Origin of the sequence: Mesorhizobium sp. M1403, assembly GCF_040317695.1 — a bacterium.
GTDB lineage: Bacteria > Pseudomonadota > Alphaproteobacteria > Rhizobiales > Rhizobiaceae > Mesorhizobium.
Genome location: NZ_JAMYKY010000046.1, coordinates 1 through 26,821, shown reverse-complemented (window position 1 = coordinate 26,821; position 26,821 = coordinate 1). Strand labels below are relative to the sequence as shown.

Annotated in this window: 23 protein-coding genes, 8 pseudogenes and 1 riboswitch; of the genes and pseudogenes, 13 read left to right on the top strand and 18 right to left on the bottom strand. The window is 60.9% G+C overall.

Annotated features, from left to right (window positions below):
• The 4 genes and pseudogenes from NKH01_RS33280 to NKH01_RS33265 form a co-directional block, all read left to right on the top strand.
• Positions 1–182 (top strand): hypothetical protein (locus tag NKH01_RS33280; RefSeq protein ID WP_353024524.1); only part of this gene is annotated, 182 nt, incomplete at its 5' end.
• A pseudogene (locus NKH01_RS33275) lies at positions 164–370 on the top strand (DNA polymerase Y family protein); the annotation flags it as partial. The gene NKH01_RS33280 and the pseudogene NKH01_RS33275, both read left to right, overlap by 19 nt.
• On the top strand, positions 367–591 hold the full coding sequence (locus NKH01_RS33270; protein ID WP_353024522.1) for a hypothetical protein: 225 nt from the start codon (positions 367–369) through the stop codon (positions 589–591). The pseudogene NKH01_RS33275 and the gene NKH01_RS33270, both read left to right, overlap by 4 nt.
• Positions 519–1,663: pseudogene (locus NKH01_RS33265) on the top strand (helix-hairpin-helix domain-containing protein); the annotation flags it as partial. The gene NKH01_RS33270 and the pseudogene NKH01_RS33265, both read left to right, overlap by 73 nt.
• Before the next feature lie 54 nt (positions 1,664–1,717).
• On the opposite strand, the gene NKH01_RS33260 reads toward NKH01_RS33265, so the two are convergent.
• From NKH01_RS33260 to thiC, 12 genes and pseudogenes are all read right to left on the bottom strand, one after another.
• Positions 1,718–2,002, bottom strand: a complete 285-nt coding sequence (locus NKH01_RS33260) for a hypothetical protein (protein ID WP_353024519.1) — start codon at positions 2,000–2,002, stop codon at positions 1,718–1,720.
• 227 nt (positions 2,003–2,229) lie between these two features.
• Complete coding sequence (locus tag NKH01_RS33255) at positions 2,230–2,889, bottom strand: hypothetical protein (RefSeq protein WP_352596164.1); 660 nt, start codon at positions 2,887–2,889, stop codon at positions 2,230–2,232.
• Complete coding sequence (locus NKH01_RS33250) at positions 2,876–5,956, bottom strand: HsdM family class I SAM-dependent methyltransferase (RefSeq protein ID WP_353024518.1); 3,081 nt, start codon at positions 5,954–5,956, stop codon at positions 2,876–2,878. The genes NKH01_RS33255 and NKH01_RS33250 overlap by 14 nt, the downstream gene beginning before the upstream one ends.
• Positions 5,953–6,495: a hypothetical protein gene (locus NKH01_RS33245; protein WP_352596158.1), complete on the bottom strand. Its 543-nt coding sequence runs from the start codon at positions 6,493–6,495 to the stop codon at positions 5,953–5,955. Before NKH01_RS33245 ends, NKH01_RS33250 begins: the two co-directional genes overlap by 4 nt.
• A gap of 125 nt (positions 6,496–6,620) precedes the next feature.
• Entirely contained in the window at positions 6,621–7,361 is a 741-nt protein-coding gene (locus NKH01_RS33240) for a DUF309 domain-containing protein (RefSeq protein WP_353024517.1), read from the bottom strand.
• Positions 7,362–7,630: 269 nt separating this feature from the next.
• Positions 7,631–7,816 (bottom strand): hypothetical protein, encoded by a 186-nt coding sequence (locus NKH01_RS33235; RefSeq protein ID WP_353024516.1) that lies wholly within the window; start codon positions 7,814–7,816, stop codon positions 7,631–7,633.
• 423 nt (positions 7,817–8,239) lie between these two features.
• Positions 8,240–8,356: pseudogene (locus NKH01_RS33230) on the bottom strand (hydroxymethylpyrimidine/phosphomethylpyrimidine kinase); the annotation flags it as partial.
• Entirely contained in the window at positions 8,347–8,952 is a 606-nt protein-coding gene (locus tag NKH01_RS33225; RefSeq protein ID WP_353024515.1) for a thiamine phosphate synthase, read from the bottom strand. The gene NKH01_RS33225 and the pseudogene NKH01_RS33230, both read right to left, overlap by 10 nt.
• Positions 8,949–9,721, bottom strand: a pseudogene (locus tag NKH01_RS33220) (thiazole synthase). Before NKH01_RS33220 ends, NKH01_RS33225 begins: the two are co-directional and overlap by 4 nt.
• Before the next feature lies 1 nt (position 9,722).
• Entirely contained in the window at positions 9,723–9,920 is a 198-nt protein-coding gene (gene thiS, locus NKH01_RS33215; protein ID WP_353024514.1) for a sulfur carrier protein ThiS, read from the bottom strand.
• A pseudogene (thiO, locus tag NKH01_RS33210) lies at positions 9,889–10,891 on the bottom strand (glycine oxidase ThiO). Before thiO ends, thiS begins: the two are co-directional and overlap by 32 nt.
• The gene (thiC, locus tag NKH01_RS33205) at positions 10,888–12,726 is read right to left on the bottom strand and encodes a phosphomethylpyrimidine synthase ThiC (RefSeq protein ID WP_353024512.1); all 1,839 of its coding nucleotides are present in this window, start codon (positions 12,724–12,726) and stop codon (positions 10,888–10,890) included. Before thiC ends, thiO begins: the two are co-directional and overlap by 4 nt.
• Before the next feature lie 103 nt (positions 12,727–12,829).
• A riboswitch (TPP riboswitch) is annotated at positions 12,830–12,946 on the bottom strand.
• Positions 12,947–13,423: 477 nt separating this feature from the next.
• On the opposite strand from thiC, the gene NKH01_RS33200 reads away from it, so the two are divergent.
• The 5 genes and pseudogenes from NKH01_RS33200 to NKH01_RS33180 all read left to right on the top strand — a co-directional run bounded on the left by NKH01_RS33200 (position 13,424) and on the right by NKH01_RS33180 (position 18,391).
• Positions 13,424–14,284, top strand: coding sequence for a site-specific integrase (locus NKH01_RS33200; protein ID WP_150834625.1), 861 nt, complete (start codon positions 13,424–13,426; stop codon positions 14,282–14,284).
• A 12-nt stretch (positions 14,285–14,296) separates the two neighbouring features.
• Positions 14,297–14,512, top strand: a pseudogene (locus tag NKH01_RS33195) (transposase zinc-binding domain-containing protein); the annotation flags it as partial.
• Between the two features lie 74 nt (positions 14,513–14,586).
• Positions 14,587–15,753, top strand: a complete 1,167-nt coding sequence (locus NKH01_RS33190; protein WP_353024511.1) for an IS110 family RNA-guided transposase — start codon at positions 14,587–14,589, stop codon at positions 15,751–15,753.
• Positions 15,754–16,048: 295 nt separating this feature from the next.
• Positions 16,049–17,032, top strand: a pseudogene (locus NKH01_RS33185) (IS91 family transposase); the annotation flags it as partial.
• A 405-nt stretch (positions 17,033–17,437) separates the two neighbouring features.
• On the top strand, positions 17,438–18,391 hold the full coding sequence (locus NKH01_RS33180) for an IS630 family transposase (RefSeq protein ID WP_352595869.1): 954 nt from the start codon (positions 17,438–17,440) through the stop codon (positions 18,389–18,391).
• A 241-nt stretch (positions 18,392–18,632) separates the two neighbouring features.
• On the opposite strand, the gene pmtA is transcribed toward NKH01_RS33180, so the two are convergent.
• A complete protein-coding gene (gene pmtA / locus NKH01_RS33175; protein WP_352595873.1) occupies positions 18,633–19,229 on the bottom strand; it encodes a phospholipid N-methyltransferase PmtA in 597 nt (198 codons plus the stop codon).
• Between the two features lie 174 nt (positions 19,230–19,403).
• Between pmtA and NKH01_RS33170 the strand changes: the two genes are divergently transcribed.
• Positions 19,404–19,949, top strand: coding sequence for a DUF309 domain-containing protein (locus tag NKH01_RS33170; RefSeq protein WP_352784863.1), 546 nt, complete (start codon positions 19,404–19,406; stop codon positions 19,947–19,949).
• A 183-nt stretch (positions 19,950–20,132) separates the two neighbouring features.
• On the opposite strand, the gene NKH01_RS33165 is transcribed toward NKH01_RS33170, so the two are convergent.
• A complete protein-coding gene (locus tag NKH01_RS33165) occupies positions 20,133–21,788 on the bottom strand; it encodes an MFS transporter (protein WP_353024521.1) in 1,656 nt (551 codons plus the stop codon).
• 342 nt (positions 21,789–22,130) lie between these two features.
• Here NKH01_RS33165 and NKH01_RS33160 point away from each other — a divergent pair, with 342 nt between their 5' ends.
• Positions 22,131–22,460, top strand: coding sequence for a hypothetical protein (locus NKH01_RS33160; protein WP_353024509.1), 330 nt, complete (start codon positions 22,131–22,133; stop codon positions 22,458–22,460).
• A 151-nt stretch (positions 22,461–22,611) separates the two neighbouring features.
• Here the strand turns inward: NKH01_RS33160 and NKH01_RS33155 are convergent.
• Positions 22,612–23,425 (bottom strand): annotated as a pseudogene (locus NKH01_RS33155) (aldehyde dehydrogenase family protein); the annotation flags it as partial.
• Between the two features lie 228 nt (positions 23,426–23,653).
• Between NKH01_RS33155 and NKH01_RS33150 the strand changes: the two are divergent.
• Positions 23,654–23,836 (top strand): hypothetical protein, encoded by a 183-nt coding sequence (locus NKH01_RS33150; RefSeq protein WP_352595861.1) that lies wholly within the window; start codon positions 23,654–23,656, stop codon positions 23,834–23,836.
• A 359-nt stretch (positions 23,837–24,195) separates the two neighbouring features.
• Here the strand turns inward: NKH01_RS33150 and NKH01_RS33145 are convergent, their stop codons facing one another.
• Complete coding sequence (locus NKH01_RS33145; protein WP_352595858.1) at positions 24,196–24,420, bottom strand: hypothetical protein; 225 nt, start codon at positions 24,418–24,420, stop codon at positions 24,196–24,198.
• On the opposite strand from NKH01_RS33145, the gene NKH01_RS33140 reads away from it, so the two are divergent.
• Entirely contained in the window at positions 24,421–24,813 is a 393-nt protein-coding gene (locus tag NKH01_RS33140) for a hypothetical protein (RefSeq protein ID WP_352595855.1), read from the top strand. It begins immediately after the preceding gene.
• Between the two features lie 101 nt (positions 24,814–24,914).
• On the opposite strand, the gene NKH01_RS33135 is transcribed toward NKH01_RS33140, so the two are convergent.
• Both NKH01_RS33135 and NKH01_RS33130 read right to left on the bottom strand, forming a co-directional pair.
• Positions 24,915–25,160 (bottom strand): DUF6894 family protein, encoded by a 246-nt coding sequence (locus NKH01_RS33135; protein WP_352595852.1) that lies wholly within the window; start codon positions 25,158–25,160, stop codon positions 24,915–24,917.
• Positions 25,161–25,886, bottom strand: coding sequence for a Crp/Fnr family transcriptional regulator (locus tag NKH01_RS33130; protein ID WP_352595849.1), 726 nt, complete (start codon positions 25,884–25,886; stop codon positions 25,161–25,163).
• Positions 25,887–26,821 lie beyond the last annotated feature (935 nt).

Below are 26,821 nucleotides of genomic sequence, written 5' to 3'. Positions count from 1 at the left end.
ATGGTCGCAAATCAAAGCATCAGGGGGGTCAAAATTGGACGCCGATTCCCCGGCTTATGGGGTCAATTTTGCACGCCGATTCACACCTGACCCGGCTGCTCACCGACAAGATCGACACCATCGATCCCGGATTTGGCATCGAGCTGATGCGGCTTGCCGCGACGGCCGCCGAGGACGCGTGAAACGGGCAGACGGCCCGGAGCGCGTCTTCGGGGAATGGTGGAAGCGCGACGCCGAGCTCGCGGCGGTGAGGGATTATTTCCAGGTCGAGGACGAGAACGGCGAACGCTACTGGCTCTTCCGTGCCGGCGACGGGGAGGATGCCGCGACCGGATCGCACAAATGGTTCATGCACGGGATCTTCGGATGAGAGGCGTCACCCGATATGCCGAGTTGCAGGTGACCTCGCATTTCTCGTTCCTGCGTGGAGCATCATCCTGCGAGGAGCTGTTTGCGCAGGCGGCACTGCTCGGCATCGAGGCGCTCGCTATCGTCGATCGCAATTCGCTTGCCGGCATCGTGCCTTCTCGCAACTCGAAGGGTTCGGCAGCTACGGCTTCCCCGAAAGCCACGCCGCCTGCTTCGCGCTGATCGCCTACGCCTCATCCTGGATGAAGTGCTGGCATCCGGATGTCTTCTGTGCCGCGTTGCTGAATTCGCAGCCCATGGGTTTTTATCTGCCGGCCCAGATCGTGCGCGACGCTCGTGATCATGGCGTCGAGGTGCGTCCGGTCTGCGTCAATCCCAGCCGCTGGGATTGCACGCTGGAGCCGACCGATGCCGAAGACCGCTTCGCTGTCCGGCTCGGCCTGCGCATGGTGAAGGGTCTCGCCAATGATGACGGGGCGGCGATCATTGCTGCGCGGGCCGATGAGCCCTTCGTCTCGCTAGACGATCTGTGGCGCCGCGCCGGGGTGCCGGCGGCTTCACTGGTCCAGCTCGCCGAGGCCGATGCCTCTCTGCCGGATATCAACCTTGCCCGCCGTGATGCGCTCTGGGCGATCAAGGCTCTGCGCGATGAACCGTTGCCCCTGTTTGCGGCCGCCACGTCCCGCGAACAGAAAACCGTGCCGGAAATCCAGGAGCCTCGCTTGCACTCAAGCCAATGACTGCAGGACGCGAAGTGGTCGAGGATTACAGTCATGTCGGGCTGACCTTGCGTAGCCACCCTATGTCGTTCCTGCGTGCCGATCTTCGTCGCCGTCGCATCGTGACCTGTCAGGAGGCCATGCAGGCGCGAGACAGAAGCTGGGTCCAGGCCGCGGGCCTGGTGCTGGTCCGGCAGCGGCCGGGATCGGCCAAAGGTGTGATGTTCCTAACCATGGAGGATGAGACGGGCGCCGCAAACGTCGTCGTACGGGTCAAGGTGTTCGAGAAATTCCGGCGCGTGCTTCTCTCGTCGGCCATGCTCGGCGTGCGCGGCCGCATCCAGCGGGAAGGGGAGGTCGTGCATCTCGTCGCTCACGAGCTGACAGACCTCTCTGGCGAGCTTGCAAGCGTGGGAAACCGCGAGACGCCGTTTCCATTGCCACATGGCGGCGGTGACGAGGCCCATCACGGTGGATCGGGCATCGATCCGCGCGGCATGCCGAAAACGCGCGATATCGTCGATCCCTACGAGCACATCGACCGCATCAAGGTGAAGACGCGGGACTTCCGGTAGCGCTTCCGGACGGCCACTTCAGCAGCATGTTGTGCACACTATTGTCGGGCACGGTTAACGGCCGATTGGCAGCAGGTCACCCCATGCCGGATCCCAAATGTTGTCGCTCTCAAGCGCAACGACTGCCCGCACCTTAAAGTCGGCGAGCACCTCCACGGCCGGACCGCGCCCCGTTTCCTGAGCAGCGGCGTAGGTGTATTTGTGACCGTCCGGCTCAAACCACTCTAACGATTCCACGGTAGCCATGGCGTCGCCCTTGCGGCCGCGCGTGATGCGAATGATCGTGATCCCATCCTCGGCGCTCGCGTCCATGGAGACACGCTGCCCACGCTGCATCATGCCTCTACCCCCATCTTGTTCCAAGGCGGTCGGATCATCTCGATGAGCCTGCCTCGAGGCCGGCGGCCGTTGGTCGGGAGCCGGTTCCACCCCAGCGCCGGCGGAACGGCGATGTAGAGTGGTCCCGGGGCCCATCTGCTCGGCGGTTATCTCGTTCAGCCGCCAGCTTACCATGCATAACACAGCAGGGCTCACAAGGTGTGAATCAGCACCGAATGTTGACCGCTTCAGGCAGTATTAGCGGGCGCGGCCGGGACCATATCGACGAACACATGCTTTAGTCTGATCGTGTGGGTGCCGTTTTGAACCAGCGCGCCCTCCAGCACGGCCAATGCTAGGGAATGTGCAGCTTCAGCCGTTAGCCCCGCGGATTCACCGTAGGCCTTCCGAACGCGTGCATCTACGGCATCAACAACGGCAGAAGCCGGAAGTGCTAACACGTAGCCGAGCATAAATCCCCAGTCATGGCCGGCAGCATACTGACCCGTTACAAATCGATCGACGCCTTTGGCGACATAACTGCCGTTGAGTGTTGAATCACTTGCGTGAACACGCTTACATTCGACGGCTACATAGGCGTCTTCATCGCCAAACTGATGCACAAACTGCAAGGTGATATCGATCCGACCCAAAATTGACGGGTCGTCGCTTGCCATGTCTTCAAGCTCGTGTTCACCGCGTATTTGAAGGTTCGTCAGCCCCAGCGCCTTCTTGACTCGACGCATCGCCTTCCGAACGACAATCGTTGTCGGGACTTCGAGCATGCCGGCTGTTAGATGCGGCTTTGCCTCGTCACAGCCTTTGCAGAGGAGATCGACGACGGTCGCGATCTGATCACCCGAAAGCGAGAACGATGGAAGGCCAAAAGGGACATCAGGCGTGAGCAACGGTGCTTCCCCTCCGCAGCCAGTGGTCGGCGAGGATTACATCGGCGTCGTTCAGTCCGGCCGTGCGGGTCCAGTTTCGGATTTCGCTCGGCTTGAGAATGAAAAGATCGTCTGATCCATAAAGTCGAATTTGGCGCCGCTCGTTCAGGTAAGGCGGTATCGGAGCGTCAAATTGGCCCCGCAGGAGTGCGCCTAATGCATCTAGCTCCGCGGGATCGCCGTCGCGGACGACCGGCTCCCGACCGGGACCGCCTTTGGCCATTACGAAACGAACGGCTGTGATACCGGGCACGCCAGATGCCAAAACGGGCTTGGTCAGCCGCGCCGGGTAGATCACCGCTTCAAGATGGCGCTCGTCGCGAGCGCGTAGGTATGCGTCGACCGTTTTCGTGACCTGGCCGGCATAAGCACGCAACGCTTCTGCGCCCGGGGGCGTGATGAGACCGCCGCGCTCGCTTCGATTCTCGAAGATGAGGTAACGTGCGCGATCGATACTGTCTCGGGCGAGCGTTCGCTCATCCGCATCCAAGTCATATGCATCGAAAACAGCCTCATCGAGGGCTGTTAGGCGGACGGAGCTCGTGGGATCTGCCGCCGCCTTCTTCTCTGCTTCGATTAGCGCGTTCAGGAGGGCGGGATCGATTTTAGTCAGATCAGGGATGCGCAAAGAGAGGAGATCATGAGGCTCAACCGTTGGGCGTTCTAAGCCCCAGGTTGGCCCGCCGAATGCAAACTGGAAGGATGTGAGGCTAGAATTCAGAATCGCACTAAGCGCGAAGGCGTACTTTACATCGGCGCCGGCGAAGGAAACTCCGTAGAAGTTCTGCGTATACAGTACGTCGCGGCTACTGACCGCAGCGCTGTAGCGTCCACGCTCTGCGCCTGAGGCGTTGCCCACCTTGGAGCAGAGCAGGATCGGACCGAGGAAAATCGATTCACGTCGGGGCCGGTGCAACGTTGGATGAGTGAAATCGTCTAGTGAACCATAGTCGAGGCGGAACGCCGAGAATTTCTCCGGCGCCACGACCTTCAAATTTCGATAGCTGCTAGGTGGGGTGTTTGCGTCGCCGCGGACTTGGAAACCTTGACCTCGGTTGGCGGATGGGTCGCGCTCTAGCGTCTGCATCAGCACGTCAAAGCGTTGGAAGTCCTTCTCCAGGCGCTCGATGAGCCAGCCGTCACGAACCGTTCCGAAGGTCGCCGCTTTGAGGAAGGTAGGTGTCGCCAACACCCGCTTAAGCGGGATGGAACGGATTTCTCCGGGACCAAGGCCAAAGACCCCTGTCCTTCGGAAGTCCGGAGTCCATGGGATCGAGCCGACCAGCATGCGGTCTGCTTGGGGGCCTAGGCCACAGCGAGCGAAGAATAGCAGTGCGGGACCGACGGCGTCCGGGAAGAGATCCTCGCGACGAAGGTAAGAGAGATTGATCAGCGCGACTGGCCCGAGATGCTCCAAGAGATGGTTTCGCGCCGCGACGGCGTGAACATCTTTTGAGAAGAAGGGCGTGGCCTTCATCACCATGCCGACACGGCCATGGACACCGGCCAGTTCAGCACCAAGCGACAGGAATGCTTGGTCGGGGCTCCGCCTTGGCCGCAACGTCGACGAGTCGGATGTACGCCGCCTGTCGGCACCGAGCTCCTTCTTGACGAACGTCCATGGCGGATTGCCGACCACCGCGTCGAAGGTCCGGCTGGTGATCGGCGCAGGTAGTTTCTCGCCCAGAGAGTCCGCTTCAAACAGGGTGGTATCGATCAAGCGATCGAACTTCAGATCGCGGATGTCACTGATCGGCTGTTCGTCGAGCTCCAGAGCGGCGAGATATAGGCTGAACGCTGCGATACCAAGTGCCGCACGGTTGATGTCGACGCCAAAAAGCTGGGTGTAGAGAATGCGGCGAACGAGATCTCGGGTTGCGGGCTGACCCTCTGCAGCGCGCCACACCAGTCGACGAAAAGCTTCCACGAGGAAGGCGCCCGATCCACATGCCGGATCTATAATCGTCGCGTGTGACGACAGGCCCTCGAAAACGGGGTCGAGTGTGAGGTGGACGAGTTCGACTGGTGTGTAGTGTAGACCCTGCGATCGCGCCTCATCCGCCGCGCTCGTCCTCGCGAACTGCTGGTAGATCGAGCTGACAAGATCGACCGGAATGGCGTTGAATCGGAAGCGGAAGAGCCGACCCTGTCCAAGGCGGTCCGGGATAAGACTTCGTCCCTCCACGAAGTCGCGGATAAGTTCGAGATGCTTCGGTGTTAATTGCTCGTGCTCGGCGCCGGGGTCGTCCATCGGAAACAGGTCGCCGTTGAATGTGGTTCGCAGCCAGTCGAATAGGGCAAACGCGCTTGACGGCGTCGCGAACATTGCGCTGAGGTCAGCCGGCATCTCGCTTGGCAGGAAGGGTTGGGCAATCCCGCGATCCAGCAGATACCAAGTGAAGATACAGCGCCCGATGAACCGCTGCGCGATATCGCGCGCATGTGCGACAGCGCGATCCGTTTGCGGATCGTCGAGAGCCGTAAGGCGATCCTCTAATGCGGAGATCTCAGCGAGAAGTTCGCGGTCGACGCGATGTCGCCGGTTGATCTTCGACCCAATTGGACTGGCCCAGAATGCGCCGGTTTCGGTTGCGATGCGACCACATTGAATGTCCAGCGCGCGCAGGCGATCGGCAGACTGCAGAACGAAGCGATCTAAAGCCTGCGGCGCCTGACCCGCAGCCTCGGCAGCACGTTCGGGCGAGGCGTAGCAGTCGTAAAGGCGTACATCCGTAGGCGTGATAATCCAGAGAAGAGGCGCAATGCCAACATTCCACGCCGCTTCATGCCACTGACGAAGGTCGTCGTCTGAGGGCTCCGCGTCGCCAGCATCTTTGAATATGCTGGTGGGAGCGTTCTGAGCTGAGAACACGGCATCGGCCCGCAGTCCTACTCGCTCATCTGAGAAGATCGCACGCATCTTAGCTGCGCGCGGATCATCTGCCGGCACCAAACCCGGCGCGGGGAGGCCGTTGGAAGCCAGATAACCCGTCGCCTCCAGCGCCTGCTTGTAGGCGGCACTGGTCAAGCTGACCTCCTGCGAACGGGTGTCGCAGTCTCCCGAGGTTGACCGGCCGCGTCGACTGCTTTTGATTTGGCAGGAGCATCGATCGACCGGGCCGGGAACAGCTCCAGCTGCCCAGGCGACTTGGCGGGGTGAGGCAGCGAGAAGCCGCTCGACAAAACCTCGAGGTGCGGTTCCAGGCGGATGATTACCGCATCTTCAGCCAACGGAAGCCCGTCGGCCTCGTCCACAATGGACCATGCGCTATCGCCGCGCAGGACAAGTGATTTGCCCCAAAGCGCGATGAAGGAAGTGCGCTGGAAGCCCGCTTTGAGACTCGCGAAGAGGGCTTGATGTGGTTGAAGTTCGAAATGGAAACGATCACGGAGTAGGACCACAATGCGGAGCAGCAGAATTGTGTGCCATGTGAAGCCAGCCGGCGACCCTTTTCCTTTCGGCAGAACGTCAGCCGGGATAAGGGCGCGGCGACTCGTCCACTCTCGCAGGGTTACTGTCGAGAGGCCTGTGAGCTGTGCTGCAGCAGGCGTGGTTACAAACCGCATGTCGACCTTTGTAGATTGAGTCCTATACCCGATCTCGCTACGAAGAATGGGTATCAGACTCGATCTCCGCCGTAAACGGCGAGGGCGGCTGATAGGGATCAAACTCGCATTGGCATGCGACGTTCCTACGATCGGGGCAAGTTCGATCGCCATGAAGCCAAAGACCTCAGCAAAGGTTCAAAGCCGGATTCGCCCGGATTGCCTTCGAGCCGCTTTTCAACACGACGGGCCAGACAGTTCACTTCGCCCGCAAACGGAACGGTGAATCCACCGTCTTCTACGAATGACTGTTTCTCTTTTTTCGATCTGATCGGCGTTCCGCCGGAACCTGACCCGAGAATGAAATCAAACACGGCTTGGGGCTGACCCAGCGCTGTCGCCTGCGGGGCTGCCGGAATCCTTGCTGCGGCTTGGGCCTGTCCGGCAAATACTGCGAGTGACATGCCGAGCGCACGCTCGATAGTGCGATCCGGCGCGTTCATCAGCCGACGAAGGACCGCCGCGGCGCGTCCGGCATGACGCACCGCCGCCGCATGCTTGCCCTCGCGGATCTTCACGCCGGCCGCCGATAACAGGATCAATCCCTTGAAGAGCATCCGAAGCGGAGCGCCTCGATCTGCAACCTGCCAAAGACCTTCCCAAGCCTCATGGGCTTCCCAGTAATAACCATGATTGAAGAGGTCGATACCCCAGAGGAACATGTCCGAGTCAAGCGACGCCTCTTCAGCAATCTGAATTGCTTCGCTGTGATAGCTATGTCCTGCAGGATCGCGCACGGGATGCGGCTGCCGGCCGGGAAGATACGCATAGGACGGAAAGCTCTTTTCCGGTAGCCAGCGCGGGCGCAACGTCGAACCAATAGCCATCAAGACGAATAGTGTCACTTGGCAATTAATTACGATAGAGGCGATTTGGCCGCGACGGGCGGCCCCGCCGGCCGGGTGCCCCTCGTCCGGTACTACGGACCCCACTTGCGGGTTGTCTCCAGGTAGTCTCGTGCGCCTGCGCGTCTGCCGCCCAGCGCAGCTTGAAAAGGTGCTCCCGACCGAGCGGTGTCAGACGGGCCGCCTTGTGATTACAGCGCCGACGCACAGTCTGGCCGTACCGCGCGGCAATTTCGAGCGGCGAGCTTCCGCTAACGCCCACATTTGTCCGCTATTGCGGCGATGCATTCCTCGAGACGCTCCAGGCGGAATTTCGCAATACGAAGTTCATTCCCGGCTTCGAAACGTCGATGGCGCCCCTGAGGTGTGGTCGCCATGAGGTTGCGCTCCAGTTCGGCGATGTGCGCACGCACCTGTCGGGCATCGTCCTGACGCAATGCCTTGATCCACCCACGCCCGCGCATCAGTCTTCTGCCAGCACCCCAAAAGTCATGCGGAGTTATGCCACCGAGATCCTAATTTGCGGCAAGCCGAAACACTCGAAATTTAACGTCCGCTAATGCGAGGAAGACGAAACAGTCCGGCAAAATAGTCAATGCAGCGGACACGATTATCCGAGGCGGCTATCGTCTTGCCAATAAGGCCGAGCCTGAACCGGAAACCGACCGGAGACATGTGCCAGGAGCGCGTCACGACGCAAAACACCGACCGGGGGATGCGGGCGAGAAGTCCGTGTCCGGTCGAATCCCTCCAAGAGAAAACGCTCGATGCGAAGGTAGCTCAAGCGGTCGCCTTTTGCAGTTGGCTGAACGTATTGGGAGGGCGCGGCAGACCGAAATGGTCTCTTAGCGTTGCCCCGTCATAGTCGTGCGCATGCCAATGGAAGAGATCGTCTCGATATCACGTGCAATTCCAGCCCCACCGCTGGAGTCTGATCCGCCGACCACGAGCACATGCGGTTCTCGCCTCAGCGCCATGGCTTTGTCTTTTCGATCCATTCTCGCGTGCGCGCTTCGGGATCGGCATTCAACGTGATGTCGGTGACCACCGCCGCGCTGTCCGCACCAGCCTCGAAGACACCGTCGAGCCGGTCGGGGTTGAGGCCGCCGATGGAGACCAATGGGATCGGCGCCACCCGATGCTTCCACTCGCTGATCCGCTCGAGCCCTTGCGGCGCCCATTTCATCTGCTTCAGGGTGGTGGGATAGATGGGGCCGAGCGCGATATAGTCGGGCTCGGCAGCGATGGCCGTTTCCAGTTCGAGATGATCGTGCGTGCTGAGCCCAAGCTTCAATCCGGGGTACTTAATCGCCAGCAGGTCGGCCGCAGCCAAATCCTCTTGGCCGAGATGGACGAAGTCGCAGCCTTCCTCAATGGCGAGCCGCCAATGGTCGTTGACGATCAGTTGGCAACCATGGACCGCGCAGACGCCGTTCGCGCGGCGGAGTTCCGTCCGCAACGTGGCCTCGTCCCTATCCTTGATGCGCAACTGAACCAGCTTGACGCCAAGCGGCACCAGCCGTTCGATCCAGGCGGCGCTGTCGACGATCAGGTAGAAGGGGTCGAGCTTCATGAAAAAACTGCCCTGCCAATTGTCGGCGTCGACGGCACGGCGACGTCGCGCGGTTCGAGCATTCCCGAGTTGAAAGCTTCACGACCGGCCTCGACGCCTTGCCGAACGCACGCGCCATGCCGACCGGATCGGCCGCCTTGGCGACTGCGGTGTTCAGGAGTACGGCGTCAAAGCCGAGCTCCATGACGGTTGCCGCGTGCGACGGCCGTCCGAGCCCCGCATCCACGATCAGCGGAACGCCTGGGAAATGTCCGCGCATCGAGCGCAGCGCGTTGATGTTGATCGGTCCGAGAGCGGAACCGATCGGCGCGCACCACGGCATCAAGACCTTGCAGCCCGCCGCAAGCAGCCGCTCGGCAACGACAAGGTCGTCGGTAGTATAGGGGAATACAGCAAAACCGTCCTCGCACAGGATGCGGGCGGCTTCGACCAGACCGAACACATCCGGCTGCAGGGTGTCGTGGTTGCCGATCACTTCGAGCTTGACCCAGCTCGTGCCGAAGACTTCGCGCGCCATTTGTGCGGTCGTGACCGCTTCCTTGACGGAGTGGCAGCCAGCAGTGTTGGGCAGGATTCTGACACCAAGCGAGCGGATCAACGACCAGAATTTTTCGCCGTCCCTGCCGCCGGACATTTCACGCCGCAGGGACACGGTCACCACCGACGTGCCCGATGCCTGGACCGCATCGGCAAGGATGGCCGGCGAAGGATATTGAGCCGTGCCGAGAAGCAGGCGGGAGGGAAGCGTCGTCCCGAGAAGATCGAACATGCTAGCCTCCCTGCATGGGCGAGAGGATTTCGATCCGGTCGCCGTCGTTCAATTGGAATTCCGCCCGGCTGGCTTTGTGCACGAGGTCGCTGTTGACGGCGGTCGCGAGCCAATCGCCCTCATAGTCAAGCGCGGCAAGCAGCTCGGCCAGCGTGGTGGCGGCAACCTCATGCGCTTCGCCGTTGACCATCAGTTTCATGAGCAAGCTTCCTTGGTTCTGTCTTGACTGAAAACCAGCTTGGCAGCCTGGCGCGCCATGGCGGGCGCAAGGAGAAAGCCATGGCGATAAAGCCCGTTGATCGCCACGGTGCTTTCGCGTGCTTCGACACGCGGCAGATTGTCGGGAAAGGCTGGACGGACGCCGACACCGGTTTCAACGATCTCGGCCTCGCCAAAGGCCGGATGGAGGGTATAGGTCGCGCCCAAAAGCTCCATCATGGAACGCGCCGTGACCCGTCCAGCGGACTGGCTCTCGATCATCGTCGCGCCGGCCATGAACTGGTGGTCAGTGCGCGGCACTACGTAGAGCGGAAAGCGCGGATGAAGCAACCGGACCGGGCGCGAGAGCGAGACATCGGGCGTGCGCAGGATCAGCATCTCGCCGCGAACGCCACGCAACCTGTCATCGGCGGCGGCCATGCCCGTGCAGTCGATCTGACGACCGAAACCGGAGCCAAGCCGGGCGTCGGCGCCGAAGCGGAATTCGATGCCCATCGCTGCTAGTCTGTCATGCAGTGCCGCCATCGCCTGGCGCGGGTCGAGATGGGCTTCGTCGGGGAAGAGCAATCCACGACGGAAGCGGCCGGCGAGGTCGGGCTCCAGCAACGCGATTTCATCTTCATCGACCCACCGATAGCCCGACGTGCGGCGGGCGAACCGGTCGAGCTCGCCCGAATCGCGCGGCGCGGCCACGACCAGTGTTCCTGCCCGTGTCACCTGGTCAGGCGTCGCCGCATCCCACCAGTCTGCGGCGTTGCGTCCGAGATCGAGCACGGACTGCTCGGCGCTTTCACGCTCGCACCAGGGCGCCAGCATGCCACCGGCGAACCATGACGCATTGCCGCCAAGGCTGTGCCTTGTCTCGGCAACGGTCACAGCCGCGCCGCGCGTGGCGAGCTCGAAAGCTGCGGTGAGGCCAGCAACGCCGGCCCCTTTGACCAGCACCCTCATGATCGCTCATGCGCCTCCGAAGGCATAAGCGCTGCGCCGGTCTCGTCCGTCGGCACGTAGAGGTCGCCGCCCTCGCGGTACTTCGCCGCCATCGCCGCCATGCCCTCCTTCTGCGCCTCGGCGCGAATGTCGTGGGAAATGCGCATGGAGCAGAATTTCGGCCCGCACATCGAGCAGAAATGCGCCAGCTTGTGCGCCTCCTTGGGCAAGGTCTGATCGTGGAAGGACCGCGCTGTTTCGGGATCGAGCGACAGGTTGAACTGGTCCTCCCAACGGAACTCGAATCTGGCCCGCGACAGCGCGTCGTCGCGGATCTTCGCCGCCGGGTGACCCTTCGCCAGGTCGGCGGCATGCGCCGCGATCTTGTAGGTGATCACGCCGGTCTTGACGTCGTTGCGATCGGGAAGCCCGAGATGTTCCTTCGGCGTGACGTAGCAGAGCATGGCGGTGCCGAACCAGCCGATCATGGCAGCACCGATGCCGGAGGTGATGTGGTCGTAGCCCGGCGCGATGTCGGTGGTGAGCGGTCCAAGCGTATAGAACGGCGCTTCGCCGCAGACGGCGAGCTGCTTGTCCATGTTCTGCTTGATCTTGTGCATCGGCACGTGGCCGGGCCCCTCGATCATCACCTGGCAATCTTTCGCCCAGGCGATCTTGGTCAGCTCGCCGAGCGTTTCCAGCTCGGCGAATTGCGCGGCGTCGTTGGCATCGGCGATCGAGCCGGGACGAAGGCCGTCGCCCAGCGAGAAGGACACATCATAGGCGCGGCAGATGTCGCAGATTTCGGCGAAATGCTCGTAAAGAAAGCTTTCCCGGTGATGGTGCAGGCACCATTTGGCCATGATCGAGCCGCCGCGCGAGACGATGCCAGTGACCCGGTCGACGGTCAGCGGGATGTAGTGCAGCCGCACGCCGGCATGGATGGTGAAATAGTCAACGCCCTGTTCGGCCTGTTCGATCAGCGTGTCGCGGTACACCTCCCAGGTCAGATCCTCGGCAATGCCGCCAACCTTCTCGAGCGCCTGGTAGAGCGGCACCGTGCCGATCGGCACCGGCGAGTTGCGGACGATCCAGTCGCGGATGTTGTGGATGTTGCGGCCGGTCGACAGGTCCATCACCGTATCGGCGCCCCAGCGGATCGCCCAGACCATCTTTTCGACCTCTTCGGCCATCGACGATGTGACGGCGGAGTTACCGATATTGGCGTTGATCTTGACCAGGAAATTGCGACCGATAATCATCGGTTCGCTCTCGGGATGATTGATGTTGGCGGGAATGATCGCGCGTCCGCGCGCCACCTCGTGGCGGACGAATTCCGGCGTGACGAAGTCGGGGATCGCCGCGCCGAAGGCCTCGCCGTAGCGCTCAAGCTTGCCGTGCAGGATCTCGCGACCAAGATTCTCGCGGATGGCGACGAACTCCATTTCGGGCGTGATAATGCCAGCGCGCGCATAGGCAAACTGTGTCACCGCCTTGCCGGTCTTGGCCCGGAGTGGCCGGTTGCGGACTGGAAATTCCGGTGTTAGGCGCTCGCCCGCCGCAAACCCATTGTCTTCTGGCCGCACGTGGCGGCCGTCATAGGCTTCGACATCGCCGCGCAACATGATCCATTGGTGGCGAAGCCGGGCAAGCCCTTTTTCGATGCTGGTTTCGACAGCCGGATCGGTATAGGGGCCCGACGGATCGTAGACGGTGACGGGCGGCTCGCCGGCCGTCGGATGGACGGAGATTTCGCGCATCGGCACTTTGATCTGCGGGTGGATGGTGCCGGGCTTGTGGATCTTCCGCGAGGCGGGCAGCGGTCCCGTCGACACGGCGGGGGTGAGGGCATTCATCTTGAGGCTCCTTTGCTCATGCATTGGAGACCCAGTTCTGTGCCGGAAGGATGAAAAGACGCTTCTGTCGACCTGCCGAAACAGGACCTCGGGCGTAAACTCCCGCAAAGCGCTTGCACCGTCCCTACGCCAGTATGAACTGGATCAGGTTCAACGGGTCACTGCGCCGCGAATGCCAGCAGTATCTCAGCCCCTTGCCGGGACTCCCCTGGTGAATGCGTGAGGTTGGACGGGACGGCTCCGGTTTGTCAAGCGCGTTCTGGCCCGTCCGTGCGACCGGCGAACTTAGCGCCGCCGTCCGAGAATAGCCGTGCTTGCGGCACCACGTCACCGATTTCGCCAAGAAGGACGCCTTTCTGAGTCGGTTTTGAAATTCAGGGAGGAGCTGAGAGACATCGATACCCGTAGCCGCGCCGAAGGTTCGCTCGACCACCCTGCGGCAGAATTTGGAGCTATTCTGACCGTCGAATCGACGGATGATCTCGACCATCAAGTGCAGGTGCCCGTGAGCTTGAGCCATAGGCGCCATTGGCGAACAGATGCTTCACCCAGCGCTAGAGCGTCGGACGTTCAGTTTGAATCGCGAGGGATTGAACGAAGCCGCTGACGCGTCATTTGGTGCGTGGGTTTGCGGATGACGCTTCTGTTTTGAAGGATTGCGGCTGTTGAAGCGCAATCTTGAGAACAGGAGTTTGAGATGGCCGAGTTGAGCCCTCTTCGCCGACGCATGATCGAGGACATGACGATCCGCAATCTGTCGCCGGCCACCCAGCGATCCTACGTGCACGCGGTGGCCAAGTTTTCGCGCTATTTCGACCGCTCGCCGGACCGGCTCGGCCTGGAGGACGTCCGCGCCTTCCAGGTCCATCTGGTTTCGGCGGGAGTCTCGTGGCCGGCGCTGAACCAGACGGTGTGCGCGCTGCGGTTTTTCTACGGCGTGACGCTGGGCCATGCCGAGATCCCGGAGCGGATCGTCTACGCCCGCTCGCCACGCACGCTGCCAGTGGTGCTGAGCGCCGACGAGGTCGTCCGGTTCCTGGAGGCGGTGCCGAGCCTGAAGACCCGAACGGCATTGACCACGGCCTACGCCGCGGGACTTCGCGCCTCGGAGACCGTCGGGCTGAAGGTCGGCGACATCGACAGTGAACGCGGCGTGATCCTCGTCCATCACGGCAAGGGCGGCAAGGACCGCACCGTGATGCTGTCGGCGCAGCTTGTGCGCATCCTGCGAGTCTACTGGCGGCTGGCGAAGCCGCAGGGTTGGCTGTTTCCCGGGCGCGGCGTCGACCGCCCCATCGATGTGCAGGTTCTCTATTCGGCGTGCCGCTCGGCGCGTGCGGCTGCCGGCATCGACAAGCGCGTGACGGTGCATACGCTCAGGCACAGCTTCGCCACGCATTTGCTGGAGAACGGTACGGACATCCGCATCATCCAGGTGCTGCTCGGCCACAACAACCTGTCGAGCACGGCGCGCTACACGAAGGTCTCGAACGGTCTCATTCGGCGGACGGAAAGCCCGCTCGATCGGCTGACCATTGAGGTTGTGCCGCCGGGCTGACCGGTTCCGCCAATGTCGGCGAGACTGGAGGTGGCGGACATCTTCCGCCGCCACGGCGAGGCGTATCGGCAGGCCCATGACGGCCATCTCGGGCGCGTCGAGCGGCGCGTGATGAGCGCGATCGAGCTATGCCGGACCGCCGAACTGGGCGGCCATGTCGAGGGCTGCCGGTCCTGCGGGGCGATCCGCGTCGCCTACAATTCCTGCCGCAATCGGCACTGCCCGAAGATCCTATGGGCTGGTGATAGCGACCTGCCGTCGGCAGAATGGCGTTGCTAAACCCACCCATTCTGGAGACGACAATGCAACAGGTTGCAAATCGGCCGGAACCGGCCTCTATCCGCATTGATCTTGGCGCGATCTTTGTTTCGATGGAACTGTCTCGATCAAGTTGGCTGATCACTTCACTGTCGCCGGGTGGCGGGGAGAAGATGTCCAAGCATTCTCTGCGGGGCGGGGACGTTGCGGGACTCCTGGAGCTGTTTGCGACGCTCCAGGAAAAGGCTCGGGCACGAACCGGCGAGCGCTTCCGGATTATTGTCATTCAGGAGGCTGGACTAGACGGCTTCTGGATACATCGGGTGCTTCAGGGCGAAGCGATCGAGAGCCACGTGGTCGACGCCGCCTCGATCCTGGTGTCACGGCGGCGCCGACGGGCGAAGACCGATAAGATCGACGGCGAGACCCTGGTACGGAGCTTGCTGGCCTACAAGCGTGGCGAGCCGCGGGTCTGCTCCATGGTCAGGCCGCCGACCCCCGAGGAAGAGGATCGCCGCCGACTCTGCCGGGAGCGCAAGACGCTGATCGCCGAGCGGGTGGAGCACGTCAACCGGATCAAGGGGCTGCTGTTCGCCCAGGGCGTCGGTGACTATGAGCCGCTGCGTCGCGACCGACGCGCTAGGCTCAAGGATCTGCAAACGGGTGATGGTCGCGCCTTACCTTTCCACCTGAAGGCACAGGTTGTGCGTGAGCTCGACCGGCTTGAGCTGATCCTGGAGCAGTTGCAAAAGGTCGAGGCGGCGCGCGACGATCTGCTGTTGGATCGGGCCAAGGCGAACGACCCGGCGCCGGTGGTGAGACTGCTGCAGCTGAAGGGGGTGGGCGCTGAGTTCGCCAACGTAATCTGGTCTGAAGGTCTTTATCGTCATTTCGACAATCGAAGGCAGCTTGCGGCCTATGCCGGGCTTGCGCCAACGCCCTGGCAGAGCGGTTCTGTCGATCATGAGCAAGGCGTCTCAAAAGCGGGCAATCCGCGGCTGAGAGGAACGATGGTGCAGATGGCCTGGCTGTGGCTGCGACACCAACCAGACTCGGCCCTCAGCCAGTGGTTCAAACAGCGGGTCGAGCGCAACGGTGGGCGGCTGCGTAAGCCGCTAATCGTCGCCTTGGCACGTAAACTGCTGGTCGCACTGTGGCAGTATGCGACCGCCGGAGTGGTGATGGAGGGCGCCATCATAAAGCCGACCTGATCTGAAGCCAACCAAACCTCTTTCGCCATCTGACGGGGCCTGATCAGCCCCGGCGGATCCAGGTGGACGAACCGGCCTGGCATATGGTCTCAACAACCGCCCCTAAGAATGGTCACGTCCTCCTGAGCCTAGCCGCCGTATGCGGGATAAGGGTGCAGCCGCCCTGGGGCGGCGACCGTATGTGAGTTTCAACCGAGCCAGAAATGCTCGTATTGGAAACAGGCTCAACCTCGGATCCGTAGCAACTCCAGGAGATAATCCATGAAGCCGTAAGCCGTACACAATCCGGTTGACCCGAGTCCGCCCATGTGAGTGCCAGGGACAGGCCTGCCGGGAATGGCTTGCCGCGCGGCAGGGCGAACTCCTGCCGGTTCCCTATTTCCACGTCGTCTTCACGCTGCCGGCGCAAATCGCGGCGATCGCCTTCCAGAACAAAGCGGCGGTCTACACGATCTTGTTCAAGGTGGCCGCCGAGACGCTACGCACCATCGCCGCCGATTCCAAACATCTGGGAGCCGAGATCGGCCTTGTCGGCGTCCTGCACAGTTGGGGTCAGAACCTCCATTATCATCCCCATATCCATTGCATCGTGCCAGGTGGTGGGCTGTCGCCCGATGGAACGCGCTGGATCTCTTGCAAGCCCGGCTTCTTCCTGCCGGTGCGGGTGCTGTCGCGCCTGTTCCGCCGACTCTTTCTGGAGGAACTGCGGACAGCGTATGAAGCGGGCAAGTTGAGCTTCTTCGGCGATCTCGCCGAACTGGCGCTGCCCGTCGTGTTCAGACGCCGGCTGGGCGAGGCCCGCCGCCTCGAATGGGTCGTCTATGCCAAGCCGCCGTTCGGCGGGCCAGAGCAGGTGCTGGCTTATCTCGGTCGCTATACCCACCGTGTCGCCATCGCAAACTCCCGGCTCGTCAGCATGGCCGACGGCAAGATTGTGTTCCGCTGGAGAGATTATCAGCATGGCGGCAAGGCAAAGCTCATGACGCTGAATGTGCACGAGTTCATCAGGCGCTTCCTGCTGCACACCCTGCCGGACGGCTTCCACCGCATCCGCCATTATGGATTCCTCGCCAACGGCCATCGCGCCGCAAAGCTCGACCTGTGTCGCAGGCTGCTGGCCAACCCGCTGCAGGACAATATCGAACCGCGCGTCGAAAGCACGCCCGCGCCCCTCTCATTAGCGCATCGCTGCCCATGCTGTGGAGGATCGATGATCACGCTGGCCATCTGGCGCTGCGGACAAGCGCCGCCAGGTCCCTTGTGGGACAACACCTCATGATCGTACGCGGCAGGTCCACATCACCAGCTTTGGTATCCGTCGGCATCCGCGCCGGCATGCCGACCTTTGACTTTCCGCACAAGACCGCGAGCACTCGTGCCCGCGACAGAAGGCGTCCCCACCCAATCCGCGGTGATCGCCATCAAGAGTCGACCTTCCACCGTGCCATCATCCCTTGGGGTCGCATCGCGGTTGCCCTTCATTCACCCGACGAAGACAATCCCGACCGCCCCTCCAGGCTACAATCCCCATAGCGCCAGATTAGCCCGCGGCTTCGTTCAATCCGGCTTGCAATGAGGTCCGACGTCGAGCCTGCGTGCCCCGGCTGTGCCCGGACCTCACAGAACCCTTCAGATTCCAGTGAGGCGTGGTTCATGATTCACTTCCTGTAGGAGGTGATTTGCCATGCCCAAGCCCTATTCGCTCGATTTGCGTGAACGTGTTGTGCGGTTTGTCGAGGCTGGCCACTCGCGGCGTGCGGCGGCGGCACATTTTGGGGTGTCGGTTTCGTTTGTCGTGATCCTGATGAGGAACTATCGAAAGACCGAGAGCCTGGCGCCCAAGGCCAGCGGTGGCCGCCGCCATTCCAAGCTCGACCCGCATCGTGCGTTCCTGCTTGGCCGTGTGGCCGAGAAGGATGACACCACCATGCCGGAGCTTGCCGCCGAGCTGGCCGCTGCTACAGACGTCCAGGTCGCTCCTGCCTCGATCTCGCGCTGGCTTATCAGGAATGGCTATCGCTTCAAAAAAACGCTGCTGGCCAGCGAGCAAGATCGTCCCGACGTCAGCAAGGCGCGGCAGGAGTGGCAGACCAGGCGCCAGCCGCGGATGCGGCTTGAGCCACATCGGCTGGTGTTCATCGACGAAACCGGAACCACTACGAAGATGACACGTCTGCGCGGCCGCTGCCTAAAGGGCCAACGGCTGCGCTCAAAGGCACCGTTCGGGCATTGGAAGACGCAGACCTTCATCGCCGGGTTGCGCTGTCATGGGCTCACGGCCCCTTTTGTTATCGACACGCCGATGAACCGGCGCATCTTCGAAACCTATGTCGAAACGCAGCTCGCTCCGACGCTGGCAAAGGGCGATGTCGTCATCCTCGACAATCTCGCTGCCCACAAGAGCCCGGCCGCCGAGGCAGCGATCCGGGCCAGAGGCGCATGGCTGCTCTTCCTGCCGCCCTACAGCCCAGATCTCAATCCCATCGAAATGGCATTTGCCAAGCTCAAGGCGCACCTGCGCGCAAAGGCCATCAGAACCATCGACGCCCTGTGGCAGGCCATTGGCGATATCTGCAATCTCTTCTCTCCAACAGAATGCAGAAATTACTTCGCAGCCGCAGGGTATGGACTCACATGAAAGTCCGCCGCTCTAGCGCTTGCCCTGACAACCTCCCGGAATTACCTCGCGCGGACGACCGCGACGTCGAGGCTTCGACATCAGCTGTCCGAACTGCACCCACCGCTCGTCTGTCAAATCAAACCAGGACCGCTTCGTCTTCTTGGCAATCTGGCGTCTGCCCCTGCTCTGTCCACATCCTGTTTGGGTGGAAGGCCACCACCCAGCGGAACCCTCAGAGAAGGAAACCGTCCAGATCTGGCTAGACTGCTCGACGATAAGTCCAGAGCTGTGCCGGCGGTATGTTGCGGACAACGAAGTGATAGTGGGAAACCACGTAACGGTCTGGCATCTTGATCACCGGCGACAGAGGTCCATATGTGATCTGAATTAGGGGCCGGCCGGCAGGAATACGGGCAAGCAGATCCTCAACCAGCGCGACACGCTGTTCCATTGGAAAGCTCAACAGTGGGACTGCACTTACAACACAATCGAACTGTTCACCTTTGCGGTCACCCAAAGCTTCGTCCAGCGTAAATGCGTTGCCCAACCTGAAGTCCACATTCGGGAAGCGTTGCACCAGGCAGTTGTAGAAAATGTTGGAATATTCGACTGAAACCAGCTGGTGCGGCTTGATTCCCCTAGCCAGGATCGCCTTTGTGATGACACCAGTTCCCGCGCCGAGCTCCAGAATCGACAATCCTGACCGTGGATTCACCACGCTTGCCATCCGGCGTGCCGCATAAACCGAAGTGGGAATAAGGGCTCCCACGCCCTTCTTGTCCTTCTGCCAGCCTTTGAAGAATTGGACTTCTTCCTCAAACCGTTTGCCGAGCCGCTCCTTCAGTCGCAGAATCATATCTCCTCCTTGCATCAGCCGCTTACCCAGCGTCATGTATCTCGCAAAGCGCGTTTTTGCCAATCTCGGCACGGTTTAAAAGCCGGTTAAGACTGCTTGCGTGTCAGGGCGCGCTCAGCATGAATTGCCCGTTAACGCGCTTTCGTGTTTGCTGGGTCTATGTCACGCCCTCGCTTGCTGCCCGAAAAGAGTTTCCCGAGCTATGCGTATCTGCCCGGCAAACATCCGCATCCGGTGCGCGATCCCTTGGGCCATAGTTACCGAACAGATCCGGTGACGGTCGCCGTTGGCGAAGCGCTCGGCTCAGATGTGTTTCGATGGGGGATCGATCTTTTCAACCACGGCTACTACTGGGAAGCGCATGAGGCTTGGGAGCCTCTTTGGCACGCTGCCAAACAAAGCGCTCAGCACCGCCTGTTCTTCAAGGGGCTGATCCTGTTGGCGGCGGCCGGGGTGAAGATCCGCGAGGGCAAGCGGGTCGCTGCGGCGCGCCATGCTACAAGAGCTGCAGGGCTTTTTCGTCAGGTGGTGAGAGTGCCGGGCGGCCTGTTTGAGAAAGCACTGGGAATGACACCCGCCGCGCTCGCTGAACATGCCCAAGCGATCGTAGCTTACCCGGTTGTTCTGCGGGAGCCAAAGCCTGCCCAGCCTGAGCCCGTCTTTGATTTCATACTCGCACCAGGATCCGAGAGCGATCGGCAATTCAGTGGTCCAAGCTAACTTTGTCAGCAGGAAACGAGGCCTTTGAAAACCGCTCACCACCCGCATGCGTCACAAACAATAAGAGTGCAGTGATGTTTTATAGGCAACTCGCGGCCGCTTCGATGTCGATGGTCTTGAAGGTCGGGGGCTGACCGGTCGCGCTCGTAGCCATCGATTGATGACAGAGATGCCGGCCAGGCTTCAATGACGGGGATGGCGAAAAGCTGAGTGCTCGGGCTTGCGGGCCGAGCTTGTCGGCCGCTCGATGGAAAGTGTCATTTGAGATGGGGTCTCGGCCGCGTGCAGCTGAAAGACACGCTCGTCCAGTTCCTTGTCCACTTCCGTCAGACGATGATTGAGGCGAAGGTAGTCCGTCCAGGTCGGCGTGCGGAACGTTTCTGTCCACTGCATAGGCTTCTGAAGGTTGCGCTGGAGCGTCCAGTTCCGAGCACCGACGCGGCTGTGTACATGACGCCGCTGCCGCATGAGGTCGAGGAAGGCCTCGACATTTCTCTCGGCTATCAGATATTCGATCTTGACCACGATCGGGCCGCTTCTCGGCTTCAAACTGAGAGCGACAGCTGGGGCGTCGAATTCCTCCAAAGGATCGGGCTCGGAGTCGCGGCGCTCGCGAAGAGGAAACAGAACGCCGGCTGCAGCGACGATCAACAGGGCTCCAGCGGAGCCCTCCAGCGCCCAGGGCAACGAATGGTTTTCGGCCACCGTGCCCCACACCCAGCTGCCGAGCGCGATGCCACCATCTATCAAAGCATAGTAGATTGAGATGGTGCGCCCCACGACCCAGCGCGGGCTCGCCAGCTGCACGCTCACACCGACCCCGGACCAGGCGGTGACCCAGCCGGCGCCACCCAAGGCGAGTGCAATTGCCGCCACCGCAATCGAAGATGTCAGTGCCAGGGAGAGAGAACACGCCGCGCAGGCGACGCAGGAGAGCCTCATCAGCCTTTCTTGCGACAAGCTCCGTCTGAACAGGCTGTTGGAGAGGCCGGCGAAGACGGCACCTGTCCCGAAGCCGGCCATGAGCGCGCCATAGGCAAGCGGGCCTCCTCCCAGCTGGTCGCGGACAACCACCGGCAGCAGCGCGAGTATGGCGATGCTCGCCAAGCCAAAGAGGGTACCGCGCGCGATCGCAGTCTTGATTTCCGATGACATCGCGGTGAAGCGCAGCCCATCATAGATCGCCGTCCTCATCGGCTCACGCGGCAGTGGCGAAGAACGAACCTTCCACTTGAAGCGCCAAATAGTGGCCAAGGGTACGAAATAGGTGAGCGTGGTCACGGCAAATGCCGCCATGAGGCCGAATGAGGCAACCACAAAGCCGCCGAGCGCCGGGCCAACAGTCCGGACGGTGTTGAAGCCAACAGAAAGCAGGGTGACGGCAGCGGGAACATCGCGTCGATCCACGATATCGCCAACCGACGCTTGCCAGGCCGGATCATTGAGAGCACCGCCGCTTGCGATCAAGAAGCTGAAGCCGAGGATCATCCACGGACTGACAAAGCCCAGCGCCACGGACGCGGTCAGCATCGCGGACGCAATCACCATAAGGCACCGACCGGCGAACATGACCCGGCGCCGGCTGAAATTGTCGGCGAGAGCCCCGGCAAAAACGGACAGGACGAAAGCGGGCAGGTTCGACGAAGCCTGCACCAACGCCACCATCAGATCGGAAGTCGAGATCGTCGCCATCAGCCAGCTGATGGCGACAGTCTGCATTAACCAGCCGAGGCTTGAAACCTGCGTCGCGAGCCAGATCGAACGAAAGGTGGGCTGCAAAAGTGGCCCAAAGGTCGTTGGTGCAGCCAAATCTTCGTTTGATCCAGCCACCCTACTCATTTTGCGAACCCTTTGCTTTCCGTTATTAGCGCTTCCCATGTAATCTAGGCTGAACCGTGGCGGCTGGAAGAATAGAGAGGAACTGTTTGCCTCCGGCGAGTGCAGAACAGTTTCCTCGGCATTGAGGGTTGCGGCACGCAGGCGTGGGCCGGCTCACTCGCCTTCGAAGATATCTGGTAAGGTCGGATTCACTTGTCGCTTAACGCACCAGGCTTCATCAACGCGCACTTTGCCGAGCGATGCCTTTTCGCGAAACGCGACCCTGTGCTTTTGTTGGAAACTCATTCATCAGCGGCGTTCGATGCGCTGCGTGTGGCTTAGGGAGAGTGAGGACGCTTGCAGATGTTTGACAGGATCGATTCACTGATAGACGCAGACGATTGCCGGGCCGCGATCGAAGAGGCGCGCGCCTTGCTGCTTCAGCTTGAACAAAGGTCTGGTGCGCTCACGCATGCGATAGACGACTTTCTGCTCGACCTGATAACGCTGGCTTTCATTGTTGAATGTTACGGACGCGGCTTTGAACTTTTGGCGCGAACGCTGGCCCGTAGAAGACTGGCAAAGGTCAGGCTTTTGTCGGAAGGGGTCGATTCCGCCAGAGAGAATGACGCCCAAAGCTTGTTGCTAACCGGCTATCGCGCCGCGTTCCGCCACAGTGACAAAGGCAATTGACGACGTTCGACCGCCAAAAAAATAGGCGGAAAACCGGGCCCTTTATGAGGCAGACTGGGTGTGGATTGTTCCACGAATCTGAAACTGCGGGTCGATTTCGTGGCGTCCGGCCGTCCGCTGGCCTTCATCGCGGCAGTCGCCGCCCGCCGCCTCAGATGCCGCCCATGCAGAGGTACTTCATTTCAAGATAGTCTTCGAGGCCGTGGCGGGAACCTTCCCGCCCGATGCCGGACTGTTTATCCCGCCGAAGGGCGCGGCTTCTGAGGACATTCGTCCCGTGTTGATCCCAACCATGCCGTATTCCAGGGCCTCCGCTACACGCCAGACACGCTTCAGGTTTGAAGGATAGAAATACGCGGCAAGGCCGTAGATCGTGTCGTTGGCCTCACGCACGACCTGATCGGCATCCTCGAAGCGGATAATCGGCGCCAAGGGTCCAAAGGTCTCCTCTTGCGCCACGGTCATTTCCCTTGTGACCTTGTGACGCCGCTGAGGACCGTAGGCTGGAAAAACGTGCCGTCGCTGCCGATCCGGCCGCCGCCACATCGGATCGCGCCACCTTTGGCCAAGGCATCGGCAATGTGAAGTTCGATCTTGGCCAGTGCATGCCCGTCGATCAGCGGACCGATGGCGACACCTGGATCGAAGCCGTCGCCGACCTGAAGCTGGCGGACACCATCCACGAATTTGTCCACGAACGCATCATGAACGCCCGACTGGACGTAAAGGCGGTTCGCGGAAACGCAGGTCTGGCCGGCATTGCGAAACTTGGCCTGGATTGCACCGTCGACGGCAGCATCGATGTCGGCATCATCAAAGACGATGAAAGGCGCATTGCCACCCAACTCTAGACCGACTTTCTTTATCTGGTCCGAGCACTGGCGCATGAGCAATCGGCCGACCTCCGTCGAGCCCGTGAAACTGATCTTGCGGACCTTGGGGTTGGAGCAGAGTTCGCGGCCGACCGTATCGCGCCGACCAGGCGGGGCTAGAGGGGATCGTCTCCAAGCGCGCCGACAGCGCGTATCGAAGCGGCCCGACCATCGACTGGCTGAAGACCAAGAGTTTCGTCATCAACAAATACGAGCTGATGGGCGTCGAGAACGAGCCGGGTAAGGCCGCCATGGCCCTTTTGGCGCAGCCTGGCACCGGGGCAATATGTCGGGACAGCCTTTATCTCGCTCAGCCGTGACATGAAGAAGCGGTTGTGGCAGCGCGTCCAGGATCATGCCGCCCACAAGCCCGAGGGTATTAGGAAACGGCCTGCGACCAAGTGGGTGAAGCCGGGAGAGGTGAAGCTCCGCGTCAAGCACCTCCGCGGCGAGCACAAATATATACGCCATGCCTCGCTGCTGGGTTTCGACGATGAGAGCTAGGCCTATCTTTCCTAGCCCGCTGGCAGAAATCTGTCCGAAAGCGTACAATAGCAGATCGTCAGCAACAAAACATGGCCGCTGACGCTTAGGAGCGACCATCGCGCTCTTAGCCCAATACGAGGCATTTGGTGTGATGTCAGAAGAAAAAGGGCGCCCCGCCATGAAACCCCAAATAGTAAGCGATCTTGCGCGGGAGTCAGGGGCCACCGAACAACAAATACGCGAGATAGCATCGCTGGTCGGCTTCGATCGCAGCTCGATCTTGCGGGAAGCTCGTCTCCTCAAAAACAACAAATAACCTCAGGGCTTCATTCGCGAGTGAGCCGCTCGGTCGAGCCACGCTGCCTCACGGTGGCGGGCTATTTACCTTGCAGGTCGCTAGTCAGAACTCTAACGCGGCCGGTCTCGTCCAACTGCCCTGCATCGTACTTTTTAGATGCCATTTCACGGACGGCATCCAGGCCGAAGTCTTCGATCGCTTCGGTCGATGTCACGACGAGGACGCGCTCTGTTCCATCAAAGGCTTCAAGCACCAACTCGAACCGCTCAGTGGTTCCCTCTTCGCCAGTAAAAACCAGGCCCATATGCCTTTCTCCCTTCCGATTAAGGTCTCGCCACTGAAAACAGCGGGAGAACAGCGAAAGCTGCCGACCCTTTTGAGCCTTTTGAGTGTTCGCTGTGGGGCCTTGTATGAAAAAATCTCGCTACCGGATTTCGCGAGGAACGGCCGGAATTATCGAGATAGCCGTTCGACGGTTTCAATGATGGCCTTGGCAAGGGCCCTGATGGCCGAACGCGGCACATGGCGCTATGTCGGGAAGCGCGTCCAGGAACACGCAGGCCTTGCGCCGAAGGGCATGAAGCGGCCGGCGACGCAATGGGTGAAGCCAGGGCTGATCGGCCGCGTGAAGCACTTGCGCGGCGAGGAAGATCTGCGGCATGCCTCTTTGCAAGACTTCAGGGAAGAGAAGGGCTAGCGGGGCCATGTATCCTCCCGGTACTTAGCCAAGATTTTAGGCAGGGATTGTTGCGGCCTTCAAGGCTTCGTACGATACCGAACAGTCGCGTTTCGGACCGGCTAAGCTGGCCCAAGCACCTCGTCGAATGGCATTACGAGGACCACTCTGCCGCTCTCGTCGGTGACCTCGAAACTACAGTCGAACCAGCTGCGGATCGTGTACATGCGTGTGCGGAAGACGAGGTCCCGCGCATTGGCAAGCGCATGGGCGCGTAGAGCCTCATCGTCTGGCAGTTCGTCGCCTTCGGCGTCAGGTATCATCCGACCGCGATAGCGAACATTCAGGAAGTAGCGCAAGGCCGCCACTCATCTCTCTCGCTTGATCGGGAATTGGAACACGTTGGAGTATTCCTTCTCGGCGAAGCCGTAGGACTGGCCAGCAATCTGTTCCAGCTTCTCGCGATCCCGAAGCGTGATGTTTCCACGCGTGGCTCTGATCGCGCCGACGCTCTCCAGCATCTGCACCGCAATCGTGACGCCGGGCCGACGCGAACCCAACATGATGCTCATGAACTCATGCGTGAGGGGCATGTCATCCTGCTCCAGCCGGTCATGCGTCATGAGCAGCCATCGCGCCAGCCGCTCCTCAATGGAGTAGCCGGCATTGGCATAGGCCGTCTGGCTGACTTGAACGATAAAGGTATGCACGAAGCGCAGAAGGAGCGCGCGCAACGCGGGGCTCTGGTCCATCGCAGCGTGTAGGTCTCCGGCTCCAATGCGGAATGCTTCGCCCGCAGCCTGAACCATGCAGGAGTGCGGCGTGCGGTCCACGCCCAGCACCAAAGCTGTACCCACCAAACCCTCCGATCCCACCATGCCGACCTCAAACCGTCCTTCCCCGGTGTCGGCGACGATTGATGCAATCCCATATTCTGGGAAGGTCACATGCGCGATTGTTTGATCGGCTCTGAACAGATGTTCTCGCAACTCAAATGTGACCGCCTCAAGATGCGGCTGCACCAGTGCAAAGTCGTCAGGCGACAAAGACGTCAGCAGACGATTGCGAATTATTGATTGCTGGAGCTGAGCCATGCTCGTCGCCTCCCTATCGGGGCAAGAGCACGCGCATCTCTCAGTCGCTTGCGCCCTGATGTCAGCAAGCGATGGCCAAATATCCTACTAATCCCTGTCTCTAGCAATGATATCTGGCGCTAAGTCCGCATGAGTACGAATCCGTACACAAGTTTCAGTCTGGATCGACCGGTTCGACCGTTGATGGTTTCGGCGTCTGCTGGAACTTAAAGCTTTGGTCCAGCTTATGGCGATATGAGCACACGCGGGATAAACTTCCTCGACAAATGGATGGCAGAACACCTGCCGGATACCGCCGGTACAGACGTCATCTCGGTGAGCGAACTGACGCAGAAACTGTTTGCCGACGCAATGAGAGAGCTGAAAAAGTGGATGCCCCCAAGCGAACATATCGTCTGCAGTTCATGCTCAATGCGGAGGAGCTCGCTGTCCTGGATGCTTGGCGGTTTGAGAACAGACTGCCAAACCGTGCTGAGGCAGTACGGGCGTTGCTGCAACGCGGGCTCATGGCAAAGGATTATGATGCAGAGCCAAGCGCACGTTCGGGCGATTTCAGAGTTCTCAAGCGCCCCGACGACTAGAGCGGGCGGTTGTTCCTGACTCACCTTTGAACTGATCCAGCAAAACGCTCGCCTGATCGATCGCATCGGCCCTGGTCGGAGTGATTAACGCTTCGATCCTCTTGACGATGGCGATCGTACGAGGTGCCGGCGCCCGACTCCTCATTGCAAGGTTCACCATGTGGTGCGTTAGTTTCGTCTGCCTTTGCGACTGCCGCTTGGTCGCGGCCAGTCCACTGGCTGCATGATGCGCTTACCAAGGCGTGTCGCTCCGGGCCTTGCGGTCTTTCGGTAAGCGCGAATTTCCCCGCACCTTTTGCTGTTGAGTGCTCTGATGCATGAGAAGCTATGCGGGGAAGCGGCGAGGTGGCACCA

Bases quoted from the DNA above. Each gene is read 5' to 3' on its own strand.
- NKH01_RS33180 (WP_352595869.1), top strand. From the start codon at position 17,438: ATGCCCAAGCCCTATTCGCTCGATTTGCGTGAACGTGTTGTGCGGTTT.
- NKH01_RS33165 (WP_353024521.1), bottom strand. From the start codon at position 21,788: ATGAGTAGGGTGGCTGGATCAAACGAAGATTTGGCTGCACCAACGACC.
- NKH01_RS33150 (WP_352595861.1), top strand. From the start codon at position 23,654: ATGAAGAAGCGGTTGTGGCAGCGCGTCCAGGATCATGCCGCCCACAAG.
- NKH01_RS33225 (WP_353024515.1), bottom strand. From the start codon at position 8,952: ATGAAGCTCGACCCCTTCTACCTGATCGTCGACAGCGCCGCCTGGATC.
- NKH01_RS33130 (WP_352595849.1), bottom strand. From the start codon at position 25,886: ATGGCTCAGCTCCAGCAATCAATAATTCGCAATCGTCTGCTGACGTCT.
- NKH01_RS33200 (WP_150834625.1), top strand. From the start codon at position 13,424: ATGGCCGAGTTGAGCCCTCTTCGCCGACGCATGATCGAGGACATGACG.
- thiS (WP_353024514.1), bottom strand. From the start codon at position 9,920: ATGAAACTGATGGTCAACGGCGAAGCGCATGAGGTTGCCGCCACCACG.
- NKH01_RS33160 (WP_353024509.1), top strand. From the start codon at position 22,131: ATGTTTGACAGGATCGATTCACTGATAGACGCAGACGATTGCCGGGCC.
- NKH01_RS33240 (WP_353024517.1), bottom strand. From the start codon at position 7,361: ATGGCTATTGGTTCGACGTTGCGCCCGCGCTGGCTACCGGAAAAGAGC.
- NKH01_RS33260 (WP_353024519.1), bottom strand. From the start codon at position 2,002: ATGATGCAGCGTGGGCAGCGTGTCTCCATGGACGCGAGCGCCGAGGAT.
- NKH01_RS33145 (WP_352595858.1), bottom strand. From the start codon at position 24,420: ATGGGCCTGGTTTTTACTGGCGAAGAGGGAACCACTGAGCGGTTCGAG.
- pmtA (WP_352595873.1), bottom strand. From the start codon at position 19,229: ATGATTCTGCGACTGAAGGAGCGGCTCGGCAAACGGTTTGAGGAAGAA.
- NKH01_RS33245 (WP_352596158.1), bottom strand. From the start codon at position 6,495: ATGCGGTTTGTAACCACGCCTGCTGCAGCACAGCTCACAGGCCTCTCG.
- NKH01_RS33190 (WP_353024511.1), top strand. From the start codon at position 14,587: ATGCAACAGGTTGCAAATCGGCCGGAACCGGCCTCTATCCGCATTGAT.
- NKH01_RS33270 (WP_353024522.1), top strand. From the start codon at position 367: ATGAGAGGCGTCACCCGATATGCCGAGTTGCAGGTGACCTCGCATTTC.
- thiC (WP_353024512.1), bottom strand. From the start codon at position 12,726: ATGAATGCCCTCACCCCCGCCGTGTCGACGGGACCGCTGCCCGCCTCG.
- NKH01_RS33140 (WP_352595855.1), top strand. From the start codon at position 24,421: ATGCCTTTCTCCCTTCCGATTAAGGTCTCGCCACTGAAAACAGCGGGA.